This is a genomic window from Fictibacillus halophilus (genome assembly GCF_016401385.1).
GTDB lineage: Bacteria > Bacillota > Bacilli > Bacillales > Fictibacillaceae > Fictibacillus > Fictibacillus halophilus.
The window spans coordinates 199,913-225,999 of the sequence record NZ_JAEACF010000001.1; the positions used below are offsets into that span (position 1 = coordinate 199,913).

Annotated in this window: 24 protein-coding genes and 1 riboswitch; of the genes, 17 read left to right on the forward strand and 7 right to left on the reverse strand. The window is 39.9% G+C overall.

What is annotated here, in order from left to right; genetic code table 11:
* Positions 1 to 53: 53 nt before the first annotated feature.
* From I5J82_RS01110 to I5J82_RS01125, 4 genes are all read left to right on the forward strand, one after another.
* Positions 54 to 836 carry an undecaprenyl-diphosphate phosphatase gene (locus tag I5J82_RS01110; RefSeq protein WP_198766287.1) on the forward strand — a complete coding sequence of 261 codons (783 nt, stop codon included), beginning with the start codon at positions 54 to 56 and terminating at the stop codon, positions 834 to 836.
* A gap of 78 nt (positions 837 to 914) precedes the next feature.
* A riboswitch (cyclic di-AMP (ydaO/yuaA leader) is annotated at positions 915 to 1,070 on the forward strand.
* Positions 1,071 to 1,209: 139 nt separating this feature from the next.
* Positions 1,210 to 1,866: a potassium channel family protein gene (locus tag I5J82_RS01115; protein ID WP_198766288.1), complete on the forward strand. Its 657-nt coding sequence runs from the start codon at positions 1,210 to 1,212 to the stop codon at positions 1,864 to 1,866.
* Positions 1,867 to 1,869: 3 nt separating this feature from the next.
* Positions 1,870 to 3,222: a TrkH family potassium uptake protein gene (locus tag I5J82_RS01120; RefSeq protein WP_233096373.1), complete on the forward strand. Its 1,353-nt coding sequence runs from the start codon at positions 1,870 to 1,872 to the stop codon at positions 3,220 to 3,222.
* A gap of 141 nt (positions 3,223 to 3,363) precedes the next feature.
* Complete coding sequence (locus tag I5J82_RS01125; protein WP_198766289.1) at positions 3,364 to 4,476, forward strand: GerAB/ArcD/ProY family transporter; 1,113 nt, start codon at positions 3,364 to 3,366, stop codon at positions 4,474 to 4,476.
* Positions 4,477 to 4,551: 75 nt separating this feature from the next.
* Here I5J82_RS01125 and I5J82_RS01130 read toward each other — a convergent pair whose 3' ends face one another.
* Entirely contained in the window at positions 4,552 to 5,010 is a 459-nt protein-coding gene (locus I5J82_RS01130) for a hypothetical protein (protein WP_198766290.1), read from the reverse strand.
* Positions 5,011 to 5,191: 181 nt separating this feature from the next.
* Between I5J82_RS01130 and hutP the strand changes: the two genes are divergently transcribed.
* The 6 genes from hutP to I5J82_RS01160 all read left to right on the forward strand — a co-directional run bounded on the left by hutP (position 5,192) and on the right by I5J82_RS01160 (position 11,684).
* Positions 5,192 to 5,626, forward strand: coding sequence for a histidine utilization transcription antiterminator HutP (gene hutP, locus I5J82_RS01135; RefSeq protein WP_198766291.1), 435 nt, complete (start codon positions 5,192 to 5,194; stop codon positions 5,624 to 5,626).
* Positions 5,627 to 5,992: 366 nt separating this feature from the next.
* Positions 5,993 to 7,519: a histidine ammonia-lyase gene (hutH, locus tag I5J82_RS01140; protein ID WP_198766292.1), complete on the forward strand. Its 1,527-nt coding sequence runs from the start codon at positions 5,993 to 5,995 to the stop codon at positions 7,517 to 7,519.
* A 16-nt stretch (positions 7,520 to 7,535) separates the two neighbouring features.
* Positions 7,536 to 9,197 carry a urocanate hydratase gene (hutU, locus tag I5J82_RS01145; RefSeq protein ID WP_198766293.1) on the forward strand — a complete coding sequence of 554 codons (1,662 nt, stop codon included), beginning with the start codon at positions 7,536 to 7,538 and terminating at the stop codon, positions 9,195 to 9,197.
* A 15-nt stretch (positions 9,198 to 9,212) separates the two neighbouring features.
* On the forward strand, positions 9,213 to 10,484 hold the full coding sequence (hutI, locus tag I5J82_RS01150) for an imidazolonepropionase (protein WP_198766294.1): 1,272 nt from the start codon (positions 9,213 to 9,215) through the stop codon (positions 10,482 to 10,484).
* Positions 10,459 to 11,421 carry a formimidoylglutamase gene (gene hutG / locus I5J82_RS01155; RefSeq protein WP_198766295.1) on the forward strand — a complete coding sequence of 321 codons (963 nt, stop codon included), beginning with the start codon at positions 10,459 to 10,461 and terminating at the stop codon, positions 11,419 to 11,421. The genes hutI and hutG overlap by 26 nt, the downstream gene beginning before the upstream one ends.
* Before the next feature lie 2 nt (positions 11,422 to 11,423).
* Positions 11,424 to 11,684 (forward strand): helix-turn-helix domain-containing protein, encoded by a 261-nt coding sequence (locus tag I5J82_RS01160; protein ID WP_198766296.1) that lies wholly within the window; start codon positions 11,424 to 11,426, stop codon positions 11,682 to 11,684.
* 120 nt (positions 11,685 to 11,804) lie between these two features.
* Here I5J82_RS01160 and I5J82_RS01165 read toward each other — a convergent pair whose 3' ends face one another.
* From I5J82_RS01165 to I5J82_RS01175, 3 genes are all read right to left on the reverse strand, one after another.
* On the reverse strand, positions 11,805 to 12,830 hold the full coding sequence (locus I5J82_RS01165) for an acyltransferase family protein (RefSeq protein ID WP_198766297.1): 1,026 nt from the start codon (positions 12,828 to 12,830) through the stop codon (positions 11,805 to 11,807).
* A gap of 150 nt (positions 12,831 to 12,980) precedes the next feature.
* A complete protein-coding gene (gene ytvI, locus I5J82_RS01170; protein ID WP_198766298.1) occupies positions 12,981 to 14,015 on the reverse strand; it encodes a sporulation integral membrane protein YtvI in 1,035 nt (344 codons plus the stop codon).
* A gap of 158 nt (positions 14,016 to 14,173) precedes the next feature.
* A complete protein-coding gene (locus I5J82_RS01175; RefSeq protein WP_198766299.1) occupies positions 14,174 to 14,986 on the reverse strand; it encodes a YihY/virulence factor BrkB family protein in 813 nt (270 codons plus the stop codon).
* Between the two features lie 462 nt (positions 14,987 to 15,448).
* On the opposite strand from I5J82_RS01175, the gene I5J82_RS01180 reads away from it, so the two are divergent.
* A complete protein-coding gene (locus I5J82_RS01180) occupies positions 15,449 to 16,150 on the forward strand; it encodes a TerC family protein (RefSeq protein WP_198766300.1) in 702 nt (233 codons plus the stop codon).
* Positions 16,151 to 16,347: 197 nt separating this feature from the next.
* Positions 16,348 to 18,354, forward strand: coding sequence for a methyl-accepting chemotaxis protein (locus tag I5J82_RS01185; RefSeq protein ID WP_198766301.1), 2,007 nt, complete (start codon positions 16,348 to 16,350; stop codon positions 18,352 to 18,354).
* 177 nt (positions 18,355 to 18,531) lie between these two features.
* Here the strand turns inward: I5J82_RS01185 and I5J82_RS01190 are convergent, their stop codons facing one another.
* Genes I5J82_RS01190 through I5J82_RS01200 form a run of 3 tightly spaced genes read right to left on the reverse strand, consistent with a single transcriptional unit; the run spans position 18,532 to position 21,219 of the window.
* The gene (locus tag I5J82_RS01190) at positions 18,532 to 19,512 is read right to left on the reverse strand and encodes an ABC transporter permease (RefSeq protein WP_066391569.1); all 981 of its coding nucleotides are present in this window, start codon (positions 19,510 to 19,512) and stop codon (positions 18,532 to 18,534) included.
* Positions 19,505 to 20,419 carry an ABC transporter ATP-binding protein gene (locus I5J82_RS01195; protein WP_198766302.1) on the reverse strand — a complete coding sequence of 305 codons (915 nt, stop codon included), beginning with the start codon at positions 20,417 to 20,419 and terminating at the stop codon, positions 19,505 to 19,507. Before I5J82_RS01195 ends, I5J82_RS01190 begins: the two co-directional genes overlap by 8 nt.
* On the reverse strand, positions 20,416 to 21,219 hold the full coding sequence (locus I5J82_RS01200; protein WP_198766303.1) for an SGNH/GDSL hydrolase family protein: 804 nt from the start codon (positions 21,217 to 21,219) through the stop codon (positions 20,416 to 20,418). Before I5J82_RS01200 ends, I5J82_RS01195 begins: the two co-directional genes overlap by 4 nt.
* Positions 21,220 to 21,363: 144 nt before the next feature.
* Between I5J82_RS01200 and I5J82_RS01205 the strand changes: the two genes are divergently transcribed.
* From I5J82_RS01205 to I5J82_RS01225, 5 genes are all read left to right on the forward strand, one after another.
* The gene (locus tag I5J82_RS01205; RefSeq protein WP_198766304.1) at positions 21,364 to 22,575 is read left to right on the forward strand and encodes a DUF418 domain-containing protein; all 1,212 of its coding nucleotides are present in this window, start codon (positions 21,364 to 21,366) and stop codon (positions 22,573 to 22,575) included.
* Positions 22,576 to 22,699: 124 nt separating this feature from the next.
* Positions 22,700 to 23,014 carry an ArsR/SmtB family transcription factor gene (locus I5J82_RS01210; protein WP_066391583.1) on the forward strand — a complete coding sequence of 105 codons (315 nt, stop codon included), beginning with the start codon at positions 22,700 to 22,702 and terminating at the stop codon, positions 23,012 to 23,014.
* 15 nt (positions 23,015 to 23,029) lie between these two features.
* On the forward strand, positions 23,030 to 25,084 hold the full coding sequence (locus I5J82_RS01215; protein WP_198766305.1) for a heavy metal translocating P-type ATPase: 2,055 nt from the start codon (positions 23,030 to 23,032) through the stop codon (positions 25,082 to 25,084).
* Positions 25,085 to 25,166: 82 nt separating this feature from the next.
* A complete protein-coding gene (locus tag I5J82_RS01220) occupies positions 25,167 to 25,712 on the forward strand; it encodes a TVP38/TMEM64 family protein (protein WP_198766306.1) in 546 nt (181 codons plus the stop codon).
* Positions 25,713 to 25,788: 76 nt separating this feature from the next.
* Entirely contained in the window at positions 25,789 to 26,076 is a 288-nt protein-coding gene (locus I5J82_RS01225; protein WP_198766307.1) for a metal-sensing transcriptional repressor, read from the forward strand.
* The last annotated feature ends 11 nt before the right edge of the window (positions 26,077 to 26,087 follow it).

The following is a 26,087-nucleotide window of genomic DNA, read 5'->3' on the forward strand; positions in this document are numbered from 1 at the left end:
ATCCTCCTCAGGAATAGGTTGTACGAGACCGTGTAAGTTGAGGGGGATTTTTTATGGATTGGCTCGAGGCCTTAATATTGGGCATTGTGCAAGGGGTAACAGAATTTTTACCTGTAAGTTCTACAGGACACCTGCTTCTTGGCAGGCAAATGTTTCAGTTAGAGGAAGCCGGTTTATTTTTGGATAGCATGCTTCATATCGGAACACTTATTGCCGTGATGACGGTGTATTGGAGAGAAATTCTAAAAGTGATAAAAAGCCCCTTCAGCAAAACGGGCATTCTGCTGATAGCTGGTACGATACCGACCGCTATAATAGGACTGGCATTTAAAGATTTTTTTGAAGAGATCTCAAAAACGGGAATCACGGTTGGGTGGGAGTTTTTAATCACAGGTTTTCTGCTTTGGTGGGCTGACTCTTATAAACGGAATGGATACAAAGGAATTGAGGATATCTCTATACGTGATGCACTTGTGATCGGCACGTTTCAGGGAGCAGCCATTCTTCCTGCTATTTCACGTTCAGGACTCACAATCGCAGCGGCTCTTTTCTGTAAGATTGATAAAAAAGCTGCTGCATATTTCTCCTTTTTACTTTCAATCCCATCCATTGCAGGTGGAGTAGTATTGCAGTCTAAAGATCTATTTGCTGGAGCACATCCTCCTATCTCTTATTCAGCTTTATTAGTGGGTACATTGGCGTCAGCTCTATTTGGATATGTGGCGGTAAAGTGGATGATTAGACTTCTTCAAACCGGTACGTTAAAAGGGTTTGCTATTTATGTTTGGTTGATTGGAATCGTTGTATTGATTCTTCAATTTTCAGGTAAAATGTAAAGTATTTGTTAACCCTATAAAAATGGATTGACATTTAAAAGATAGAGGATTACAGTATATGTAATTCAAAATTTAGCAGGCTTTAGATCGCTGAATTTACAGTTGTTTTTATGATGAAACTACTGTAAAACGGGGGAACCAATCTTTTGGGGTGAATTTTGCTCTACTAGCAAAAAGGGATACTCCAATCCCTAATCCGACAGCTAACCCCGTAAGCGTCATGTCACTGGAGAGGTCAATTTGGTGGAAAACCGGACCCGCTTTTTTGTGTGGTCTTTTTTTGCGTTTTTTTACTTAAATTTGTAAACCTCTTATCCAGCAAGGCTAGAGAACAACGAAGCAAAAACTTCATGGATTTTAAGGGGAGACCATAATGAAAAAACAGTTTGCAGTTATTGGGCTAGGACGTTTTGGAGGCAGTATCTGTAGAGAATTTGCCACGATGGGATATGATGTTTTAGCTATAGATAAAGACATGGAAAGAGTAAACGAGTTTGCAACAATAGCTACTCAAGCCGTTCAAGCGAACTCAACCGATGAAAACGTCATGAAGTCTTTAGGGATTCGAAATTTTAACCACGTCATCGTATCAATTGGAGAAGACATTCAATCAAGTATCTTAACGACTTTACTTCTAAAAGAAGCAGGTGTTCAAAAGGTATGGGTTAAAGCACAGAATGATTATCATCATAAAGTGTTGGAAAAGCTAGGAGCAGACCGGATTATTCACCCAGAGCGTGATATGGCGCTTCGCGTTGCTCAACTCATTTCTTCTGAAAAGATTATTGATTTTATTGAGCTCTCGCATGAACACAGTATTGTAGAGATAGGTGTAACGGATAAGCTTGTTAACAAGACGTTAACAGACCTTGATGTTCGGGCACGTTATGGATGTAATATTGTCGCAATCAAACGTGGAGATGAGATACTCGTTTCACCTATTGCTGACGTATCACTTCAATATGGGGATATACTTGTCGTGATCGGCCGTAACGAAGATCTAAATCGCTTTGAGGATGAGGAAGTGTAAGCCTTGGCACTACATGTAAAAAAGCATAAACGTTTTTTGCACAATCCAATTAAGCTAAGTCCTCCACAATTTTTAGCAACGTTATTCTTATTTCTAATTTTTGTAGGTATGTGTTTATTGAAACTGCCCATTGCTCATGAAGAGTCATTGTCTTGGGTAGATGCTTTTTTTATTGCAACTTCAGCAGCAACAGTAACAGGCTTGGCTACAGTTGATCCTGGCTCAACGTTTACTCTATTTGGTGAGGTTGTCATTTTATTTTTAATCCAAGTAGGCGGACTTGGTGTAATGTCTTTTGCGTCATTAGTGGTTATCATGATGGGAAGAAAAATCTCCATCAAACAACGTGTTTTAATGCAAGAAGCATTGAACCAACCATCAATTGGTGGAGTAATAAGATTGGTTCGTAATCTTTTTATTTTTTCTATAAGCATTCAAATCGTTGCTATTTTCTTTCTGTCATTAAGGCTAGTACCAGACTTAGGTGTAAGTAAAGGAATCTACTATAGTATATTTCACGTTATATCTGCCTACAACAATGCAGGATTCTCGCTTTGGTCTGACGGATTAATGGGTTATGTAGGGGACCCGATGATGAACATTGTAATATCATTTCTGATTATTACGGGTGGGATTGGCTTTACAGTTTTAGTGGATATATGGGTCAGTAAAAGGTGGAAAACTCTATCTTTGCACTCAAGAGTGATGTTGTTATCTACCCTGATAATAAATATTGTTGCGATTCTGTTTTTCTATCTGTTTGAGTTCAACAATCCTAAGACGATCGGAATGCTCTCTGGAGCTGAGCAATTTTGGGCTTCCTATTTCCAAGGAATCTCACCAAGAACAGCAGGATTCAACTCGATTGATATGACAGCAATAAATCCGGGCACGTCTTTGTTAATGATACTCCTGATGTTTGTTGGAGCGGGGAGCACATCCACTGGTGGGGGGATCAAGCTCACAACTTTTGTTGTAATCATCTTTACCGTAGCAGCTTTCTTGAAAGGGAAAGAAGATACAGTCGTAATGAAACGCACAATCCGAAACGCCGTGGTATACAGAGCTCTTGCTATAACAACCATTTCAATATTGTTTATATTTGCAGCATTGTTTATAATCACTTTTGTTCAAAAAGATACATCATTTATGGTGATCGTGTTTGAAGTTGTTTCGGCGTTTGGTACGGTTGGACTGAGTATGGGGCTAACCCCGGATCTCACAGTGATCGGGAAAATCGTGATTTGTGTGGTAATGGTTTTCGGTAAATTAGGGCCACTGACGTTAGCGTTTAGTTTGGCAAAACAAACAAGAGATAATATTAGGTATCCAGACGGTGAAGTGTTCACCGGATAAAGAAAAGAAAGCTAATGCAGTGAGGAGAAGTTCCTTCATTCTGCATTAGCTTTTTTGGTTATTTATGGGTTATTTGCGTTGCTCTAGGGAAAGCTAAAACAAGATTTTATAGCTAGTCTATAGAAAGGAAGAGCACGCATCATGCAAAAAATTAAAGAAGCTTTTCTCGTTTCTCCCTTTCTTGTCTTTTTCCTCGTCCATTCTGAACAAGTCGGGGTAGGGGTTCTTGGGTATCAACGCATCATTGCTAAATACGCAGGCTATGATTCTTGGATATCAGTTATCATAGCGGCCGTTTTCGTACATATTCTCATATGGATGATCTATTATGTGCTTGATAACGGGGATGGGGATATCGTGACAACACATAAATCATTGTTTGGCGGGTTTATTGGAAATCTATTCAACCTGTTTTTACTTTTATATTTTCTGCTCTGGTCGATTACTGTGTTAAGAACATATATTGAAGTTATTCAAGTATGGATGTTTCCGACTTTAAGTACATGGAAAATTGCAGCTGTATTCCTTTTATTAACGTATTATGTCGTTTCATCTGGTTTTCGAACGGTTGCAGGAATCTGTTTTTTAGGAGTGGTCATTCCGTTAGGTCTGATCGTGTTACTCGTGTATCCATTGGAATTTACTCATTTTTCTAACCTTCTGCCTGTATTTGATGAAAATATTAGGGATTACTTGTCGGCAACTAAAAATATGATGCTTAGTTATCTTGGTTTTGAAACGCTGCTTGTTTTTTATCCATTTATTAAAAACGCTAAACGATCTCAAAAATTTGCCCATCATGCTAATCTATTTACATTTATGATGTACTTGCTAGTCACTTTGTTTTCGTTTGCGTTCTTTAGCCAAGAGCAACTGTCTAGAAATATTTGGGCAACTCTCTCTATGGTGAAGATCGTTCAAGTTTCATTCGTGGAACGATTTGATTTTGTATTCGTTTCAATGTGGTGTCTTGTGATCTTGCCAAACATTACACTCGCGATATGGTGTTCGAGCCGTATAGGGAAACTGATGTTGAATATTAGACAACATATCACGCTCATCATATTGTTAGCAATCACATTGGCTGCTTGTTACTATCTAGACACTCGACTCAAAATTAACATGCTAAATAACTACACGAACAAGATCGGTTTTTATTTAGCTATTAGTTATATTCCACTTCTATTTGTTATGACTTTCATTAAAAAACGTTTTAAGAAAAATAATAAAGAACAGGCATCACCTACTACATGATGCATCACAAATAAAAAAACTGACTGTTCATTTCCTAAATCTCAAAGGAATAAGCAGTCAGTTTTTAATTTTTTCTTAAGCTTGAAGAAGCATAGTGAGACGCGTTTTATGTTTTTCACGCTGAGAATCATCTGATGTGTTATGCCAATTTTGAAGAGTCTCGTTGATCAATTGGGTGACCATATGCTTTGTCCAAACAACATAAGCGCCATACGTATCACCTTTAAAAAAGCTGGAAAGCATATTGTTTTCAGGTCCGAAGAAAAATCCGAGCTGATCATGAATGAGTGTTGCTTCATCCATCGAAAAAGGCATAATTTTATCTGAAAGAGTAAATTGATAAGAATTGTTTTCCTTTTTTATAAATGCGATCGCATATACCTGTCCTTCTGGAAGAAAACCTCTAGTTGTAGGTAAGAGCAGTAAGGGATTATGTCCTTTGTCATAAGCGATAAAAAAGTCATTCACATCTTCCTCAAACTGTGGAGTGCGTGACATTGAAGCAAGTGCAATTTCTTTTTGTACGTTTAACATGTAACAACCCTCATTCCGTTATATTTCTTACTATCATTCTTACCGCTAGTTTGATAGATTATACGTGTCATTTTCTTTACTAAACTGCTGTGATAAGTTGTTGAAAGGGAATTGACGGACAAATTGTAAACGCATACACTATAGATAGTTACTAGCCGTTAGAGAAAGAGTGATTCATGTAATGGCATTATCAAATGAACGTTTGATCGGAAAGATGGCCATGTTAGGGGTTTTAGATGAAAGTTATCTGCCTGAAATTGAAAAATTGGGCTGGAAGTTTTGCGTAGGCAAAGCCGGTTCCATGGATTCACAAAAGGTAGTAGCTGCCATTGAGACAGCGGCCAAAAGTGAAAATGTGATTCAAAGCAGAATTTATCGTGAAACACATTCTTTATATCATGCCATCATGGAAGCTTTTCATGGCGTGACAAGAGGACAGGTTCAGCTTGGAACCGTTCTTAGAACTGTAGGTTTACGTTTCATTGTTGTCCGCGGTAATCCGTATGAGAAGAAAGAAGAAGGTGACTGGATAGCAGTCGCTCTCTATGGAACGATCGGTGCTCCTGTAAAAGGGTTGGAGCATGAGGCGGTCGGTCTAGGAATCAATCATATTTAAATAGTGCCCATAGTAACTAGTGATGAGGGGGCGTATTCGAAAGAGTTTTCTTTCGGGTGCGCTCTTTTTGTATGTGAGAAAGCGACATCTGATGTCCTGAAAGTGGTTGATTTCCGTTCCAGGTGCTCGCTTTCCCGAATTTTACGATTAATTCGGCATCAGACGAGTCAGAGCTTAGGCAAATAGAGGATACTCAATTAGCGAAAGAATGAAAATAAGCAATAATCCCGCGAGATTTAGAGTTAATACCGCGAGTTTTGACTATAATCCCGCGAGTTTCAGAGGTAATTCCGCAAGTTTTTAACGTATATCCGCGAGTCTATAAAAATCGATAATAAAAACAGTCTTAGTAAATGAGGGATGAAGATGATTACATTAACAGGTAATACGCTTTCCATGGAAGAGATCAAGCGGATTCTGCATGATAACGAACCCGTAGAAGCTTGCCCGCTTAGCATGAAGAAAGTAGCAGATAGTCGGAAAGCGGTTGAGGAGATCGTAGCTGCAGGTAAAGTCGTATACGGAATCACTACGGGCTTCGGAAAATTCAGCGATGTTTTTATTTCTAGAGACGATGTAGAAACGCTTCAGATCAATCTAATCCGCAGTCATGCGTGCGGCATAGGAGATCCATTTCCAGAGACGATCTCTCGCCTAATGCTTATCTTGCGGGCGAACGCGTTATTAAAAGGTTTATCTGGGATCCGACCAGTAGTGATTGAAAGGCTGCTAGAGTTGGTCGAAAAGAGTGTACACCCTGTTGTTCCGCAGCAAGGATCACTTGGCGCGAGTGGAGATCTTGCGCCGCTTTCTCACTTGGCACTTGTATTAGTTGGCGAGGGAGAGGCGTATTACAAAGGGGAACGTATGCCTGGCCAAGAAGTTCTCAAGAGAGCGGGCATTGAGCCTGTTGTCCTAACCGCTAAAGAAGGGCTTGCCCTGATAAATGGAACGCAAGCCATGACAGCACAAGGAATTGCTGCCTATATAGAAGCGGAACGTATTGGACTCATGGCAGATGCGATTGCAGCGCTTACCACAGAAAGTTTACGAGGTATAACAGATGCGTTTGATGAGGACGTACATCTTGCTCGAGGTTATCAAGAGCAGGTAGATGTTGCAAAGCGTTTAAGAGAATATTTAGAAGGCAGCCAGCTTACAACGAAACAAGGAGAGATCCGGGTTCAGGATGCTTACTCCTTAAGGTGCATCCCTCAAGTTCATGGTGCCTCGTGGCAAGTTCTTGGTTATGTAAAAGAAAAGCTTGAGATCGAAATGAATGCTGCAACGGATAACCCACTGATTTTTGATGGAGGAAACAAAATCATATCAGGTGGAAATTTTCATGGTCAGCCTATCGCTTTTGCTATGGATTTCTTAAAGCTTGCAGCAGCAGAATGGGCAAATATTTCTGAGCGAAGGATCGAACGGATGGTCAATCCTCAATTAAGTGACTTACCAGGTTTCTTAAGTCCGAATCCAGGGCTTGAGTCTGGTGCGATGATCATGCAATATGCAGCAGCATCACTTGTTTCAGAAAACAAAACATTGGCTCATCCTGCAAGTGTTGATTCGATACCTTCATCTGCCAATCAAGAAGATCATGTAAGTATGGGAACGATCGCTTCTAGGCATGCGGCTCAAATAATCGCAAATGCAAGGCGTGTACTTGCTGTTGAGTTAATCTGTGCGATGCAGGCTGCAGATTTCCGCGGACCTGAAAAGCTCGCACCAAAAACAAGAAAAGTATATGAACAAGGAAGAATCGTTTGTCCAACGATACAATGTGACCGCATGTTCCACCGAGATATGGAAGCTGTTGCTTCATGGATTCTTGATACATCGTGGAATGACATCTTAATCGGATCAAAAATTCAAAAGTTAGCACATTAAAAGGAGGTATTTTTACATGTCAAACGTAAAACATTCTATATCAGCTGCTAGAGGTACAAAATTATCAGCAAAAGGGTGGGTTCAAGAAGCGGCTATCCGAATGCTGATGAACAACTTAGATGGGGAAGTGGCGGAGAATCCCGATGAACTAGTCGTTTATGGTGGTATCGGCAAAGCTGCCCGCAACTGGGATTCTTATCATAAGATCATAGAAACATTAGAGCGTTTAGAGAATGACGAAACTCTTCTTGTGCAATCTGGAAAGCCAGTCGCTGTATTTAAATCACACAGAGATGCTCCACGTGTTTTACTTGCGAACTCCAACCTTGTTCCTGCATGGGCAAATTGGGATACATTCCGTGATCTTGAAAAAAGAGGACTGATGATGTACGGCCAGATGACAGCAGGAAGCTGGATCTATATCGGCACACAAGGCATCCTACAAGGTACTTACGAGACGTTTGCAGAAGCTGCTCGCAAACATTTTAACGGATCACTAAAAGGAACGATTACACTCACAGCAGGTCTTGGAGGTATGGGTGGGGCACAACCTCTAGCAGTAACGATGAATGATGGTGTTGTGATAGCGATCGATGTAGACGAAACAAGAATCCAACGCCGCTTAGACACGAGATACTTAGATAAAATGACAACGAGTTTAGACGAAGCATTAAGCATGGCAAAAGAATACGCGGCAAAAGGTGAGCCACTATCAATCGGTCTTTTAGGAAACGCTGCTGAGCTTTTACCAAAGATGATTGAGATGGGAGAGATTCCGGATCTTGTTACGGATCAGACATCTGCACATGACCCGCTGCATGGGTATTTACCAGTAGGTTTCTCTATGGAAGAAGGAGCAGAACTTCGTAAACGTCATCCTGAGCAATATATCGAAAAATCGAAGCAATCAATGGCGATTCACGTTCAGGCTATGCTTGAGATGCAAAAGAAGGGTTCCGTTGTATTTGATTATGGAAATAACATCAGACAAGTTGCGCTTGATGAAGGAGTTACAAACGCTTTCGATTTCCCTGGGTTCGTTCCAGCGTTTATTCGACCGCTGTTCTGTGAAGGAAAAGGGCCTTTTAGATGGGTAGCGTTATCGGGAGATCCAGAAGATATCAGAAAAACAGATGAAGTGATATTACGAGAGTTTAGTGATAACGAGCACCTCTGCAAATGGATCAAGATGGCTCAAGACAAAGTACAGTTTCAAGGTCTTCCTTCCCGCATCTGTTGGTTAGGGTATGGTGAACGTGCGAAGTTTGGAAAAATTATTAACGAAATGGTAGCTAGCGGCGAATTGTCAGCACCAATCGTCATCGGGCGTGACCACTTGGATTGTGGTTCAGTTGCATCGCCTAATCGTGAAACAGAAGGAATGTTGGATGGCAGTGATGCGGTTTCAGACTGGCCGATTTTAAACGCGATGATCAATGCGGTAAATGGTGCAAGCTGGGTATCTGTGCACCATGGCGGTGGTGTTGGTATGGGTTATTCTCTTCATGCTGGAATGGTCGTTGTAGCAGATGGAACAGAAGAAGCTGCTCATCGTCTTGAGCGTGTACTAACGAGTGATCCTGGAATGGGAATCGTGAGACATGCTGATGCAGGTTATGATTTAGCGATTGAAACGGCAAAAGAAAAAGGCGTAGATTTGCCAATGATCGAGAAATAAAAAGGAGTGTGACCAATGCTAGATACATTGATTTTTGCTGGACAGGTGGTAGTTCCGAAAAGTAATGGAGAAGCACTACGAGGTACACAGATGAATGAACTTTGCATCATCGATGACGGAGTAGTTGGCATAAAAGATGGAGTGATCGCTTTTATTGGAACGGCCGAAGAAGCGGCATCACTAAAGGCAAAAGATACAATTGATGCAGCAGGAAAACTGTTATCACCCGGCTTAGTGGACCCTCATACACATCTTGTGTTTGGGGGATCACGAGAGCATGAGCTCGCTTTGAAGCAACAAGGAGTTCCTTATTTAGAAATCTTGGCACAAGGCGGCGGGATTCATTCAACGGTCAAAGCAACACGTGAAATAGCTGAAGATGCTCTCTATAAAAAGGGAATGTTCCATTTAAACAGGTGTTTAACATATGGTGTTACAACGATGGAAGCAAAGAGTGGGTACGGATTGGATAAAGAGATTGAACTAAAACAGCTGAGAGTAGCAAAACAGCTGAATGAAACTCACCCGATCGATCTTGTTTCAACTTTTTTGGGAGCTCATGCTATTCCTGAGAATTATAAAGGTAGACCAGATGCCTTTTTAGAAGAGATGCTTTCTTTGTTGAGTGTTATCTCAAAAGAGGGTCTTGCAGAGTTTGTAGATATTTTCTGTGAGACAGGTGTGTTTACGGTAGAACAGTCTAAAGCCTTTCTTCAAAAAGCAAAAACTGCAGGATTTGGTGTGAAGATTCATGCGGATGAGATCGATCCTCTCGGTGGAACGGAGATGGCTTGTGAGATCGGTGCGGTTTCTGCTGATCACTTAGTTGGAGCAAGTAAAGAAGGGGTTCGTATGCTCGGTGAATCTGATACTATCGCAGTCCTTCTTCCAGGCACAACGTTCTATTTAGGAAAAGATCATTTCGCTCCAGCACGGGACATGATCTCAAGTGGAGCAGCAGTAGCACTGTCGACTGATTTTAATCCTGGAAGTTCACCGACAGAAAATTTGCAGTTCATTATGAGTCTTGCTGCATTAAAGCTTAAGATGACGCCAGAAGAAATTTGGAACGCCGTAACCGTCAATGCCGCTTATGCGATTGGACGCGGTCATGTAGCAGGTAGTCTAGAAGTAGGAAGAAAAGCAGATCTAGTTCTATGGGATGTACCAAATTATAAGTATATTCCTTATCACTACGGTGTGAACCACGTTAATAAAGTTTGGAAGAACGGTAAGTTAGTAGTTGGAAAGGGAGATATTCATGCAAACTATACCCTTTCTACGTAAATCGGGTGAGGCGCCATTTACTGATCGAGGGATTAAAAAGGCAGGTCAGCTTTTACAACCTTGGTCAGGAGATGAAGTGAGAGGAGTAGCAATAGCCGGTGCTCCTCTCTCTAAGACTTCTATTTCGCATTCAGGTGCACATCTCACACCACAGACCATCCGTGCGATGATGCATTCATTTTCCACATATAGCATTGAAGAAGAAAGTGATCTTTGGGATTACTGCATTACCGATTTTGGGGATATTGAAATGCATGTAACTGATCTCTTTACTTCACAATCCCGTATCCATTCGGTCTTAAAAGATATTGGAACTCAGCATAGAGAAGCATGTTTGATTACTCTTGGTGGTGATCATTCAGTTTCTGCCGGAGCAATCAAAGCTTTCCAAGAAACGAGGGGACGGGTCGGCATCATCCAGTTTGATGCGCATTTTGATCTTCGTAACACCGAGGACGGTGGACCATCAAACGGTACACCGTTTCGCCAGCTTATTGAAAATGGTGTGATTACAGGCGACCAACTTGTTCAGATTGGTATTCGAGATTTCTCAAATGGAAAACTCTATCATGATTATGCCAAGGATCATGGAGTTACAATTCATACGATGGGTGATGTAAAAAGTAATGGATTGCTTTCTTTGTTACAAAAATCAGTTGACCAGTTAAAACAGACAACAGATAACATATATATTTCTCTCGACATGGATGTTTTGGATCAGGCTTTTGCGCCAGGTTGTCCTGCGATCGGTCCAGGTGGATTAGACAGTGACTCATTAATTGAAGGAATACAATATCTTGCACAAGAGTCATCTGTTAAGGGAATGGATATCGTAGAGATTGATCCAACCCTAGATTTTCGTAACATGACGAGCCGATTAGCAGCGTACATCATCATACAATTCACACTTTTTTATACAAAGAGAAGGGAGGGTTAAAAATGAGTGAGTTCGGAAAGTTTATAGAAATGTCCAGAAACCAAAAAGGCTTGAGCAAATCAGAGCTCGCACGAAGATTAAGTATTACACCTCAATACATGGCAGATATTGAAAAGGGAAGAATGATTCCTTCTGAAGAAAAGATAGAAAAGCTCGTAAAGACATTGGAATTAAATGAAAAAGAAGCATTTAAACTCGCTGACAAACTTCCATTACGTGTGTTAGCAGATGCAAAACAAAATTACTATAAGCATGGTTCCTAAAGTTTTATTTTCATTACGCACTCTTATCTTTATATTTATCACCCTATTATTTTAAATAACGAAAAAACACCGCTAGCGATTTCTGCTTAGCGGTGTTTATGCTATGAACATTAGCTCTCTCTAGGCTTTTGAGGGCTTTGGTTTTATCATTTTTTTAAGCTTAGACCAGCGTAACTCTATAAACGGCTGTGCTAGTGCGATAACTGGCTTGCTTGCTAGAAACAGGGTTACGATAACAGCTAGGAACAGGAGCATAAAGTATGCGCCGTTTTCCTCAATAGATGCAAACAGATCTGTTGTAAACAAGTATTTCAGCACGAAACCATGCAACAGATAGATATATAATGTTCGTTCTCCAAATTCAGTGAAAAACAATCTTCTACGCGGAAGAAGTGCTAAAAAGCTAAAGGTTGCCGCAAACATGACACCGTACATAGCAAGTCGGACAATACCGCCATACCAATCGTTGTATCCTAGAATTTCTGAGTAAGAAGATGACGATAATAGCCACTCTTTTGTACCGTTTGGAAATACGAAATGATAGGTCACGAATAGTACGATTAAGAAGGCTGCAGAGACTGCCTTGGCTCTAGGACGTAAAATCTTTTTGAAGTCTCTCTTTTCAAGCAGATGTCCAAGCAAGAAAACAGGGAAGAAGACAAATGTGCGAAGGAGACTCAAAAATGTACCAATATCATGAATATAGCCCACTGCCACTCCTATACCAATGGCGAGAACGAGCGGATACTTCATTTTCACAAAGACTTTTAAAAGAATGTTCCAGAAAACTAAACTTAGCAAGAACCAAAGCGTCCAGTGTGGTGAAAAGAAGTCTAGCTTAACTTCACTTTTACCGTACAGATCGTAATAGAAAAAGCTGTAGATCAACTGGAATACCAAATAAGGAATCAGAACTTTTTTAAAGATTTTTGGAAGATACCCATCACGCCAAACTCCTTTTGTAAAGAATCCTGCTATTAAGATAAATGCAGGCATATGAAAGGTATATATAAAGTTATAAATCGTGTAAAGCCACTCGTTTTGACTTTTTATCGGGGAAATAAAGTGCCCGAACACGACGAGGAAGATTAAAATAAACTTTGCGTTGTCGAAATAATAATCGCGTTCTTTTGTAGCAGTACTCATCGATATTCCTCCAATAATTATTCACCTTATAAAGTATTCGAATGATTTTCTCATTTTTTTTACTTATTCTCTATAATTCCCAACATTGCAGGTGTTTCTAACCTATAAATAGAAAAAAACGTGTTTCCTATTACAGGAAACACGTTTTCATTAGAAATCGATCTTTATTTTGATAAATCCAGCACTTCTTAATGCTTCATAGATGATGACGATAGCAGGACCAACGATCAATCCGATAAAGCCTAGAAGCTGGAATCCAATATATAAGGATACAAGAGCTGCTAGTGCAGATATGCCAAGACTTGAACCGAGTATTTTAGGTTCAATAATTCTTCGAACGATCGTGATTACTCCGAACATGATCAGAAGTCCGAATGCAAGATGGTCATTGTTGTTGATAAAGAAAGAATAAGCTGCCCATGGAACAAGGAATGATCCTGTTCCGAGGATTGGAAGTATATCAACAATAACAATTAATAGAGCAAGAATAACCGCATACTGAACATCTAAAATCATGAGTCCGATCAAAGCCAATGCGTATGTAACAACACTTAAGATGATCTGAGCACGAAAGAACCCTACTGTTGCTCTAGACAGTTGACTAAAGACTAATTCAACCTTTTCGCGGGCTGCTGTTGTAAACAGGTTAAGAAACTCAGCATACAAACGTGGAAGATCCAGTGAAAATAAGAAAACGGCTACGACATAGATAATAAAGTAGATCAACAATCCTGGTATGGCTGTAATTAGACCCAATATACCAGATGTTAGATTCTTTGCTGTTTCAACGCCATAATCCTTCAAACCTACTAATCCCTCTTCAAGCGTCCTTACAACTTCAGGAGGTAAGCTAGCATAAAAGTTTTCCATTTCATAAAACGTATTCTCTGCTACTTCAAACAGATGAACAGAATAGGATGGAAGAACGGTTATAAACTCGATGACCTGAATAACAAGTGTTGTTGTAAGCCAGTAAGAGAAAATACCAAGTCCTGCAAGATACAAGATAAAAGTAGCAGTGACGGCCAACAATCGTCTGCCTTTAAATAGTCTAATAAACAATTTTACTACTGGTTCTAGCATTATTGCAGTTAGCAATGCGAGAAGGAGAGGTATACTGTAAAAGACAAAGATGACGATTCCGGCAAGCAAAATGAGTAATAAGATTAAGTTTTTTACAGTCATTTTCCAGCCCCGATCTCCGTAATTTTAGCCGGTCAGCAAATTTTTCGTTACTATCCATTATGACCGGAAAAAAAGATGTTAATTCTTCATATATACACAATGATGTTACGATAATGTGAAAATGTCAATCACAGAAACTGAAGTTTTCAAAAATCTTCTTATTTTCTTAATTCCCTCTTTAATGCAAGGATCGCATTCAACTGTCCACCAGCGATTAAGATCATGGCAGATAGATAGAACCACACCATTAATGTTAATATTGCGCCTAAATTTCCGTATATCTGTCCGTAGTCAAAAATAAGAACGTATGAAGAAAATAAATAAGAAAATAGATGCCAGCCTGCAGTTGAAAAAATAGCTCCTGGCCAAACGTTTCTGAACGTTAATCTTACGTTTGGTGCAAAACGATAGAGAGCTGAGAAGATGGAGAGAAGCACAGAGAACCCAATAAGATAACGTGCTGTTTCCCATATGTGCCATACAGGATGGGAGAATCCCGTTCTTTCAAATATGTAAATCCCGATGCTTCTTCCAAAGACCGGCAATAGGAGAGCAGTAATAACTGCGATCACAAGACCGAACGTAAGGAACATACCTAATATAAGTTCTTTTATAAAAGGTCGGCTTTCTTCAACTTGGTAGGCTTGGTTGAAAACACGTATTATGGCGTGCGTCCCTATTGTAGCTAACCAAATCATGATGATTAATGAAACGGATAATACATCTCCTCTATGCTCGTCCAATACAGCCACTAGATTATACTCTAGTAAAGCATATGCTTCTTCTGGTGCAATAGACTGGAAAAGTGATAGTACATAAGAAGAAGAAATAGGCAAAAAGCTGAGTATCGTAAAAATGAGAAAAACAAAAGGAAAAAGAGAAACGAGGAAGTAATAAGCAAGCTGTGCAGAAAGATCAAATACTTTATCTTGAAAGAAACGGTGAAACCACTGTTTCATAAACCAGCGCACGAGGACACCCCCAAAAAAATGGATCTTATCAATCTATCCTGCATTATTCCCTTAATCAAAAAAAAGAACGCTTTTTTTGAAACAAAACGTTCACTCAATCGTATCAGTGATGTGAAGTTACAAGCTAAATGCTGTTAAAACGTGTTACCTGTGTCTTTTTGAGCAACGATGACATCTACAAACAACAATTAAAGGAGAGGTTACTGGTGTAGGTTGAGGCTGAATGAAAGGATAACAGCAGGGATGAATGTCTCGACAAAATAATGGAACGCCACAAAAGTTTACACAGGATTGGCATCTAGGCTTACATCCGCATGAACATGAACGCATAAAAACACCCCCTTTGCTCTTATTATATGTAGAAGTGGATAAGCCTGGCAGGGCATAAAGTGTGCGTAATTACTCAATTTTTTATTTTTTTATTTGTAATTAAACAGATGTTTAACAGGGAGGATTTTTTGAATGGATTTTTTAACACCAGATTTTTGGTCGGCCTTATTGGCGATCGTTGTTATCGACTTAGTATTAGCTGGTGATAACGCAATTGTAATCGGCTTAGCTGCTAGAAACTTGCCGAAAGAAAATCAGAAGAAAGTAATCATCTGGGGAACAGTAGGAGCAATTGTAATCCGTGCAGCTGCAACGCTTGCGGTTGTATGGCTACTACAGATTCCAGGCTTGCTGCTCGCAGGTGGATTAATTCTTGTCGTTATCGCTTATAAGTTGATGATCGAAGAAAAAGATCATGATATTGAAGCTCAGAATAGTGTGTGGGCAGCGATTAGAACAATAATTATTGCCGACGCGGTAATGGGTCTTGATAACGTTCTTGCTGTTGCAGGAGCTGCACATGGTGATTTCTTACTAGTAGTGATCGGTTTATTAATCTCAGTACCGATTGTTGTTTGGGGAAGTACATTATTCCTTAAGGTCATTGATAAATACCCGTTCATCATCACAATTGGAGCAGGTGTCCTTGCTTGGACGGCTTCTAAAATGATCGTTGGAGAAAAATTCATGGCTCCTTATTTTGAGAATGGATTTGTGAAATATGGATTTGAAGTTCTCGTGGTTCTTTTTGTTCTAGGATTAGGTACTCTTAAGAAAAGAAAAATTGCTCAAGAGAGAGCATCTGAAAAGGTGCTGGCTAGAAAAGAAGCTTAAGAAAGCCGCCTCGTGCGGTTTTTTTTGTGCGTTCATTTATAAATCATGACTTAAATTGGGTAAAAAGCACTTGTCTTGAAAGATTTTAAATTGAAAATGATTCTTTTGTACCTGTTTGGACCTATTTCTTAAATCATTTAGAACTAATTGTCGATATGTAGATAAGGGGTTTTAGATGATAAATGGGGGTTGAACAGATGTTCAAAAAAATTCAAACAAAAATCATGCTTTCGGTAAGTATTCTAGTTGCCATTACACTTTTATCTGTATCGCTATTTTCTTATTTTCAAACAAAACAACAACTTGAAAGTAACAGCAACGAACAAGCAACAAGTCTTTCAAGCGAAGTTAAAGCATCAACAGAGCTGTATCTAAAATCTTATGGAGATACGATTGATCGATACAGCCAGGACAGCAGACTTATCAATTATTTAAAAACATTAAAAACGAATGAAACAAAAGGTTTGAATGAAGCTTGGCCAGTTGTAGATCAGGACTTCAAACACTTTTTGGATCTTAATAAAAACGTTGCGGTATTATACATAGGTGCAGAAACCAAACAGTTTAAAACGACTCCTAAACTTGAGCTTCCAGAAGGGTTTGATCCAACTGGACGTCCTTGGTATCAAACGGCTAAACAAACACCAGAAAAGACGATGTGGACAGAACCATACGAGGATGCCAGTTCGGGTGAATATGTTGTAACGGTTACAAAACCGGTATTAGATCCTGAAACCGATGAGGTGCTTGGTGTAGTTGGTCTCGATTTAAATCTTGCTGGACTTACGAGCATGATCAACAAAACAAAAGTCGGCTTTGAAGGATATCCAGTGCTTCTTGATCCAAAAGGTATGGCACTCGTTCATCCGACACAACAAGGAAAAAACTTAAGTAAAGAGACTTTTATTAAAGAAATATACAAAAATGAAAAAGGAAATGTTTCCTATACTTATCAGAATAAAGACCGAGAGCTTTATTACACCACGATAGCCGACACGAACTGGAAGCTTGGTTTTGTCTACGACCAAAAAGAGTTACTAAAAGATGCTGAAGAGCTTTTGAATATGATACTAATTTTCACCTCGGTCGCAGTCATCGTTGCTTTAGGTGTAACCTATATGTTGGCGAAAAGTATTTCAAATCCGATTGCTAGATTACAAGCACAAGTACAGAAGGTAGCTGAAGGTGATCTTACTGTATCTGTTGAAGCTAAATCCAAAGACGAAGTGGGGACACTCACTCATCACTTTAACGCTATGGTTGAAAACATGCGGGGACTGATAACGTCTGTTAGTCATTCTGTTGTAACTGTTAATGAATCTACCTCTAACTTGAGCGCAGTGTCAGAAGAAACCATTGCAGCGAGCGAGGAGGTTTCGAGAGCTGTCAGAGAGATTGCTTCTGGAGCTACAACACAGGCTGAAGATGCTGATGAAACAAACCGTCGGACGATGGACTTATCGCTACAGATTGAAAAAGTAAAGAAACAAGCAGAAGAAATGACACGATTGTCCTTATTAGCTGAGGATGCAAATAAAAAAGGAATCTCGCAAATGGATGTTTTGCGTGAAAAAACGGGAGAAAGCAACCAAGTTCTGAAAAACATTGAATCTGTCATTTCTGGTCTAGCTGTTAAAGTAGAAGAGATTGAACAAGTGATTCAATCAATCACAGAGATCTCGAATCAGACCAATCTACTCGCCTTAAATGCAAGTATTGAAGCTGCTAGAGCGGGTGAGAGTGGGCGTGGTTTTGCGGTTGTTGCAGACGAGGTACGAAAATTAGCGGAACAATCTGCTATTGCAGCAGATAAAGTACGAAAGACGATCTCCGGAATCGGAGAAGAGTCGGAGCGAGCTGTAAAAGAGATGGATTACACAAAAAGAATTGCTCACGATCAAAACTTGACCGTAACAGACACAGAGTCTGCGTTTACCGAAATCTCAGGTACGATGGCTGATATGGTGAAGTCTATCGAACAGATTACGAGTGAAGTAGAAATGATCAACAATTATAAAGAGGAAGTAGTAGCGTCCATTCAAAGTATCGCAGCAGTAGCCGAACAATCTGCAGCAGCGAGTGAAGAAGTCAGCGCGTCTTCTGAAGAGCAAGTGAGGGCACTATCCACGGTTTCACAGTCGGCCGAAGAATTGAACAATGCTTCCGAAGCGCTGACTGAGATGATTAAACACTTCAAGATCTAGTAGAGTTTGCAGTTGGACAGATAAAGGCGTCAAATGGCTAGATTATCGGCTAAACCGGACAGATTATCATCCAAATCCGACAGATTAACTGCGAGAACGGACAGATTACCTTCAAAACCTAGAAACGTGTCACATAAAAAAGGAAACCGACTTCGGTTTCCTTTCTCTTTTTCTATTTTAATAGATATCTCTCTTAGAAAATGTTACGAAAGCGATGATGAATCCAGCAATTCCCCAGACCGCTAAAACGCTCATCGAGAATCCTAACGACATCCCCTCGATTGGAGTTGCCATTCCACTCACATAGTTCGTCAGGTTCAGGTTTACCATAAAGAAATATTTCGCGCTCTCCCAAGAAGATACCATGTTTGCTAGAATGGCTCCAGCGATGAGTGACGCGAGCATGATTCCCATTACAGCGGCCGTACTTCTTAACAGTACGGATAGCATGAAGGTGAGTGTTCCTACGATCATACACACATACCATACGAGTCCAAACTCCATCAGGATGTATTGCCATTGTGGAACGATATGAACATTTTCAGTTAAAAGTTCATCTCCAGAGACCGTAAAGCCTGTTAATAGTGGCATGTTCCATCCACCATATCCGAAGACGACGCCAGATATTCCATACGATAGAACAGCTACGGATAAAACAATAAATGAAATTGAGAGCAGCATCGCTAAATATTTGCTGAGCAGAATCCGCCATCGTTTCACAGGCCGAGTGAGCAAGAGCTTAATCGTCCCCCCGCTTGATTCAGAAGAAACGAGGTCTGCCACGATTACCATCACAAGCAATGGAAGAAGTAGATCGATCGAGTTCTCAACGAATATACGCATAAACGTTGGTGCACCTGGAGCACGTGGATCAATATCATTCTCTAAATAATATTGTTGCTGAGAAAGTCTGATCTTTAGAAACTTACGCCATTCATCTTGAATACGGCTCGAGCTTAATCGGTTTTGTGTGTCAGTGATCTCTTGCTGCAGCGTGGTTCGCCAATCTTGATTCCCCAACTTCTCACGTTGATCTTGAATCTCTTTGAACTGAGCATATGTAAAAAGAGGAACAAGGAACGCGATAATCAGGATGATGACATATAACCGTTTTTTCCTAAGAAGCTTTAACATTTCGTTACGGACAAGATTAATCAATACTTTCGCCTCCTGTTACTTCTAAGAACAGATCTTCTAAAGAAGGAAGCTGAGTTCTCATTTCTTTTACCCTCACGCCAGCTTTTACGAGCTTTTCGTTCCATTCTGGCAGCAGTGGCTCGTTATACAAAGTGATTAATGTATCATCAGGACCTTCTGTAACTTCTGTTTCCAGAGAAAGAATCTCTTTAGCAAGTGGAAGAGGTTCAGCACGCCAAATCACACGTTCCTGCTCAGCCAATAGGTTATCAACAGAGTCTGTGCGTAATACCGTTCCTTTTGATATGATCGCAACTCGATCACACATAAGCTGAATTTCACTTAACAAATGAGAGGATACAAGAACGCTTAAGTTTTCATCTCTTGCTAACTGCCTTATGAATTCACGCATCTCGCGAATACCTGCAGGATCTAGTCCGTTTGTCGGCTCGTCCAATATAAGTACTTTCGGTTTTCCTAAAAGAGCTTGAGCAATTCCTAAACGCTGTCTCATACCGAGTGAATAGGTACTCACACGATCGTGAATCCGATTTTGTAATCCGACGAGTTCAATTACTTCATTCAATCTCGTCTTAGGAATGGAAGAATCCATTTTTTGAAAGTGTACAAGATTTTCCCAACCTGTTAAATACGGGTACAGTTCAGGATTTTCAACAATACAGCCGAGATGTCTCATCGCTTCGGTAAATTCAGTTCTTACATTCTTACCTCCGATTTTAATCGTTCCAGAAGTGGGAGAGATCAAACCGACGATCATTCGTATCGTTGTCGTTTTCCCAGCACCGTTCGGCCCAAGAAAACCAAAGACTTCTCCTGGAACAAGTGTAAAGGACACACCTTTTATAATCTGCTTGCCTTTGATTTTCTTAGTTAGATTCTCTACTTCTAATGCGGGTGTTTGACTCATGATTCCTTCTCCTTCTGTTCAAAGTTGATCAGTGAGGCTACACGTTCTGCAATCAGCTGGTAACCTTCCGTGTTAGGATGAAATTGATCGGTATATAAATAGTTTTCTACTTGAAGCTGAAAGAGATCAAAAGTAGGTACATATACGATGTTTTCAAACCCAGCTGCTGTTTCAGCAGACTGAAAGTTCCAGTCTCTAACGATGGAAGAAGTCGTTTTTGAATCAGGCATATTGCTAAAAGGGTTGTACAATCCGACATGATAGATGACAGCCTCCGGATTCAGTTCTCTAAGCTGAGTATAGATTTTTTTTACATTGCTTAAATAGATCTGTCTTTTACCGTTAATCGCATTAGTGTCTAAGTTCTCAAGTGCTGCGCCTTGCTGAAAAAGGTCATTCCCGCCAATCGTCATCACGATAACATCTGCTTGTTTGGCTTGACGCTTGATCTCGCTTTGTTGAAGCTGCTTAAGAAGACCTCTAGATGTTTCTCCTTTAATAGCAGTGTTAAGCAGATTAATATCTTGATCTGTTTTTTCTTTTAAGCGCTCAGTTAGATAGCCGGTATAACCTTTTCCATCAGCGTCACCAGTTCCACGAGTTAAAGAATCCCCTAATGCAAAGATCGTAAGTGTTCCGTCTTGTTTTTTGGTTGAAGTGGATTCTGTTTTTTCTTTGAGCTGCATAACTTTTTCATTAGCTGAGAGCTGATCTTGTAACGTCCAGCCTAAGCCAAACAGCCATAAAAGCGTAGCTGCAATAGAGACAATCGAAACGATCGTTAAGGTATATTTTCTCAAAACCGCTTTCATCCTTCCCAAATACGTGATCTGTTCTTTATAGAATAGCAAATAATGACTCATATTCTAACTTTTTTGCCTATTTGCGGTAAAATAAACCAAAGGGAGTGGAATCATGAAAAAAAAATTTCAGTGGGGTACATCATGAATTGGAAGCCAGTCGGAGATCAAGAACGGATTCAATCGTTAGATATTATGCGCGGTATAGCCGTTTTTGGCATTTTACTTGTAAATATGAAGTCATTTTCAGGACCTGATTCACCAATCCGTGCGTTAAGTTATGAGTATTTTGACGAGCCGTATAACGTTTGGACAAATGTGCTGTTAGAGTTTTTTGTCCAAGGAAACTTTATAACGATGTTTTCCTTTTTATTTGGGTTTGGTATCGTTTTGATGGCAGAAAGAGCAAAAGCCAAAAATACCAGGTTTGTTCCTGTTTTTCTAAGACGACAGTTTGTTCTACTTCTATTTGGAATCTTACATGTTCTGTTTTTTTGGTACGGTGATATTTTAATTATGTACGCAATCGTAGGATTGCTCATGTTAATCTTCTATCGTTTAAATAAGAAATTTCTCATTACATTTGGATTTGCCCTGATAACGGTTTACAGTTTATTTATGACAACCTTGACGTATGATTATTGGAGTAGTGGCGCAGCGATAACCTATCAGAGTACACAAAATGAGCTCAATGAACAAGAAATCGTTCAATCCATTGAAGTGTATAGCGATGGTACATATCTTGAGATCATGAAGGAAAGAATTCATGAATGGGGAGATTTGAACCGTTACTTTCTCTTTTTTATAGCGGGACTTTTGCCGATGTTTTCATTCGGTGCCTATGCAGCTAAGAAAAGAACATTCACGAACAGAGGCTTATGGAAAATTTGGCTGTTAACATTGATTCTTGGTCCCGGCAGTAAATTACTCGCTGTTATCTTCTTTCCTTTTAAAGGGGAAGATTGGCGCTATGAAACTGCGATGTCATGGGGATACGAATTTGGGGGTGCGATGATGAGCATCTTCTATATTTGCAGCATCGTTCTTCTTTATCGAAGTGGAAAATGTAAACGTTTGTTTAACTACTTTCAATTTACAGGGCGGATGGCTTTTACCAATTACTTAACTCAATCGATAATTGCAACAACGTTCTTCTATAGTTATGGATTTGGTCTGTACGGTGAATTCGGACCATTGGTTGGTGTCATCTTTGCTTGTGTTATTTTTTCTATCCAAGTTCTATTTTCAAAGTGGTGGATGCATAGGTATTACATGGGACCGCTTGAATGGGTGTGGCGTTCTCTGACATATGGTCGAAAACAGCGATTAAAAAGACACAAATTAAGCAATGGTTAAAGAAGCTGGGAAATCTAGCTTCTTTTTGTTTTGCACAATTACAAAATTTTAGGTACACTCTAAGTAACATATATGAGCATATGTTCATATAATAAACAAAGCCGGAATTTAGGGGGCTGTTTACATGTCTGACCAACAAAACAAATACGAACACCTCGATGAGGAAACACTATTCATCGTATCTCAAACATTTAAAGCACTTTCGGACCCAACCCGAATTCGAATTTTGCATCTTTTAGGGGAGAGAGAATGCAATGTTTCTGAAATTGCTGAAGAACTGTCACTTATGCAATCAACAGTATCCCATCAGTTACGCTTTTTGAAAAACTTAAGACTCGTAAAATTCAGGCGCGCTGGAACAACACTATTTTACTCAATAGATGACGAGCATGTGATGACCCTTCTGCATCAATCTATACACCATGCGAGACACGACTAGAAAGGAGGGAGCAAAATGAAAGAGCATAAGATCACCGGATTATCTTGTGGCCATTGTGCATTAAAGCTTGAAGAACAGATCCAACAACTTCCTGGGGGAGAGCGAGCAAAAGTACAATTTAATTCAAGTAAAGTTGTATTAGATGAAAAAATGGACATGGATAAAGTACGTTCTATCCTTTCGACTGAAAATGTACGTTTTGAATCAGATGGAGAGCCTACAGGTCCAAATTGGTTAATGATCGGGTTGTATGTATCAGTTGCTTCCTTTATAGCAGCACTTATAACAGAACATGTGTTGAACACTACGTATGTCTCCATTATTTTTTATGCTGTTGCAACGGTTTTCTCTGGTTATTCAACGTTTTTAAAAGGTCTTCGAAACCTGACGAAGCTTAAATTTGATATTAACACTTTAATGACAGTCGCCTTAGTCGGTGCGGTAGCCATCGGAGAATGGAAAGAAGCAGCACTTGTGGCTATCCTTTTTGGAATTAATGAACTGCTTGAATCTTACGGAATGGAAAAAGCAAGACGCTCGATGGAATCCCTTTTAAAGGTAGCACCGAAAGAAGCGCTTCTGTTAAGAGACGGGAAAACAGAAGTGATCTCGATCGAAGAACTTGCAGTTGACGATGTCGTACTCGTAAAAACAGGTCAAAAGATTCCATCAGACGGCGTCGTAGTATATGGGAAAAGCTCTGTGAACGAAGCTGCGATCACGGGTGAATCGCTTCCTGTAGAAAAAGAGAGTGGAGAGACCGTATTTGGTGGAAGCATCAACAATGAAGGTGTACTTCATGTGAAAATAACGAAGACTTATAATCAGTCAGCACTTTCTAAAATACTGGCTCTTGTTCAGGAAGCACAAGAATCCAAGACACCAACGGAACTTTTCATTAATCGGTTTGCAAACTATTACACGCCGATCATTATGGTTGTTTCTGCACTTGTTATGTTAGTACCACCATTTCTGTTCAATGATCCGTGGGGTGAATGGTTCTACCAAGGACTTGCGGTATTGATCGTGGGGTGTCCTTGTGCACTTATTCTATCGTCACCGATCGCGATCCTTTCTGGGATTACAGTCAATGCAAGAAACGGGATTCTGATTAAAGGTGGAGCATACCTTGAACAGCTCGGTAAGATAAATATCATTGCTTTTGATAAAACAGGAACACTTACACTCGGAGAACCTCATGTTGTGGCGGAAAAAGCGTTTCATCCTGACTTTTACAAAGTCGCTTATGCGATTGAAAGCTCATCATCTCACCCTCTCGCTAAAGCAGTAGTTGCAAGATGCCGCGAAATGGGTACTGAAGAAGTTAAAGCGGATAAAATCACTACAGTTAGTGGCCAAGGAATTAAAGCAGTAGTCGATCATAAAACCTATAGACTAGGAAATGAAAAAATAATTGGCAGAACAGAATCGAGTGAAGACGTAAAAAATATTATCGATCTTTATAAAGAAGAGGGTAATACGATCGTTCTTGTTGCCAGTGACACGGAAATTCTCGGTGTGTTTGCTATTGCAGATGAAATTAGAAAAGAAAGTCCTGATATCATCTCTCTACTTCATGAAAAAGGAATAAAAGAAACGGTCATGCTGACTGGTGATCACCCAATTGTTGCAGATAAAGTTGCAAAAAAAACGGGGGTGTCTTCTTTCTTCGGCGGGTTGTTGCCAGAGGATAAAGTGAATAAGGTTAAATCGCTTAAGAAGCATGGAAAAGTAGCTATGATTGGCGATGGAATCAACGATGCACCCGCACTTGCTACGGCTGACCTCGGTATAGCGATGGGAAAAGGAACAGATAGTGCGATTGAAACAGCAGATATTGTACTGATGCAAGATCATTTAGGAAAACTTCCAGATGCTGTGCAGGTATCAAGGAAAGTAAATAAAATCATCAAGTGGAACATCGGATTATCCCTAGGGTTGAAGCTTCTAGCTCTCTTGCTTACGATTCCGGGGTGGCTCACACTTTGGATTGCAATCCTTTCTGACATGGGTGCTACAATACTTGTAACATTAATCAGTCTAACTGTCCTGCTTCACAATAGAAAATAATGAACGTGAAAAGCCATGCAGCAGCATGGCTTTTTTAGTACCATGAAGGGGTATGAGTTTTTTTAAAAGGAGGACGCATCTTATGTCAGAAACGGTTATTCAATTTTTCCAAGAGTATAGCGAATGGGCGATTATGATTTCACTAGGACTAAATATATTAATTGGGATCTTAGGTGTTGTTCCTTCCGTTTTTATAACAGCTGCAAACATGATGTTCTTTGGGTTTTGGTATGGAACGATTCTTTCATTTATTGGAGAGGCATTAGGAGCTGTGGTAGCGTTTCTTTTATATAGAAAAGGATTTAAAGAATTTTCTAGAGAGAAGCTTAAAGGGTACCCCAGGGTGGTAAGGTTGTTAGATGCAAGTGGGAAGGAAGCATTCATCCTTATCCTTTCACTGCGACTGTTGCCTTTTGTCCCATCAGGATTCGTTACGTTTGCTAGTGCGATCGGGGCTGTTTCAGCGTGGACTTTTGTTGTAGCCAGCTCATTAGGGAAGATACCAGCATTGGTGATTGAAGCATATTCGGTGTATAGCGTAACGGAATGGAATACAGAAGGGAAAATTATTTTAGGAGTTGCGGCCTTAGTGGGTATATACATTTTTGTAACAAAACGAAGAAACTAATCATATCATTTGATACTATAGGGGGGTATAGTATATACTAACTTTACAAACATCCAAAACGAAGGGATGAAACAAGATGGAACAAAAAACACATCGCTGTGAGAGTGATAAACAAGATTTAAACAACCGTTTGAAAAAGATCGAGGGCCAAGTTCGTGGGCTACAAAAAATGATCGAAGATGATCGATATTGTATTGATGTTCTTGTTCAGATTTCAGCTGTTACAGCAGGATTAAAAAGAGTGGGTTATCAATTGATGGAAAGTCACACTCAGCATTGTGTTGCTGATGCGATTAAATCAGGTGATGGGGAAGACTCTATAGAAGAATTGATGAGAGTCATTAAACAATTCTCTAAATCTTAAAAGAAGGTGAA

What these genes read in the sequence shown, in the direction of transcription:
- I5J82_RS01110 (WP_198766287.1), top strand. Translation starts at nt 54, where the DNA reads ATGGATTGGCTCGAGGCCTTAATATTGGGCATTGTGCAAGGGGTAACA.
- I5J82_RS01115 (WP_198766288.1), top strand. Translation starts at nt 1,210, where the DNA reads ATGAAAAAACAGTTTGCAGTTATTGGGCTAGGACGTTTTGGAGGCAGT.
- I5J82_RS01125 (WP_198766289.1), top strand. Translation starts at nt 3,364, where the DNA reads ATGCAAAAAATTAAAGAAGCTTTTCTCGTTTCTCCCTTTCTTGTCTTT.
- I5J82_RS01130 (WP_198766290.1), bottom strand. Translation starts at nt 5,010, where the DNA reads ATGTTAAACGTACAAAAAGAAATTGCACTTGCTTCAATGTCACGCACT.
- hutP (WP_198766291.1), top strand. Translation starts at nt 5,192, where the DNA reads ATGGCATTATCAAATGAACGTTTGATCGGAAAGATGGCCATGTTAGGG.
- hutH (WP_198766292.1), top strand. Translation starts at nt 5,993, where the DNA reads ATGATTACATTAACAGGTAATACGCTTTCCATGGAAGAGATCAAGCGG.
- hutU (WP_198766293.1), top strand. Translation starts at nt 7,536, where the DNA reads ATGTCAAACGTAAAACATTCTATATCAGCTGCTAGAGGTACAAAATTA.
- hutI (WP_198766294.1), top strand. Translation starts at nt 9,213, where the DNA reads ATGCTAGATACATTGATTTTTGCTGGACAGGTGGTAGTTCCGAAAAGT.
- hutG (WP_198766295.1), top strand. Translation starts at nt 10,459, where the DNA reads ATGCAAACTATACCCTTTCTACGTAAATCGGGTGAGGCGCCATTTACT.
- I5J82_RS01160 (WP_198766296.1), top strand. Translation starts at nt 11,424, where the DNA reads ATGAGTGAGTTCGGAAAGTTTATAGAAATGTCCAGAAACCAAAAAGGC.
- I5J82_RS01165 (WP_198766297.1), bottom strand. Translation starts at nt 12,830, where the DNA reads ATGAGTACTGCTACAAAAGAACGCGATTATTATTTCGACAACGCAAAG.
- ytvI (WP_198766298.1), bottom strand. Translation starts at nt 14,015, where the DNA reads ATGACTGTAAAAAACTTAATCTTATTACTCATTTTGCTTGCCGGAATC.
- I5J82_RS01180 (WP_198766300.1), top strand. Translation starts at nt 15,449, where the DNA reads ATGGATTTTTTAACACCAGATTTTTGGTCGGCCTTATTGGCGATCGTT.
- I5J82_RS01185 (WP_198766301.1), top strand. Translation starts at nt 16,348, where the DNA reads ATGTTCAAAAAAATTCAAACAAAAATCATGCTTTCGGTAAGTATTCTA.
- I5J82_RS01195 (WP_198766302.1), bottom strand. Translation starts at nt 20,419, where the DNA reads ATGAGTCAAACACCCGCATTAGAAGTAGAGAATCTAACTAAGAAAATC.
- I5J82_RS01205 (WP_198766304.1), top strand. Translation starts at nt 21,364, where the DNA reads ATGAATTGGAAGCCAGTCGGAGATCAAGAACGGATTCAATCGTTAGAT.
- I5J82_RS01210 (WP_066391583.1), top strand. Translation starts at nt 22,700, where the DNA reads ATGTCTGACCAACAAAACAAATACGAACACCTCGATGAGGAAACACTA.
- I5J82_RS01215 (WP_198766305.1), top strand. Translation starts at nt 23,030, where the DNA reads ATGAAAGAGCATAAGATCACCGGATTATCTTGTGGCCATTGTGCATTA.
- I5J82_RS01220 (WP_198766306.1), top strand. Translation starts at nt 25,167, where the DNA reads ATGTCAGAAACGGTTATTCAATTTTTCCAAGAGTATAGCGAATGGGCG.
- I5J82_RS01225 (WP_198766307.1), top strand. Translation starts at nt 25,789, where the DNA reads ATGGAACAAAAAACACATCGCTGTGAGAGTGATAAACAAGATTTAAAC.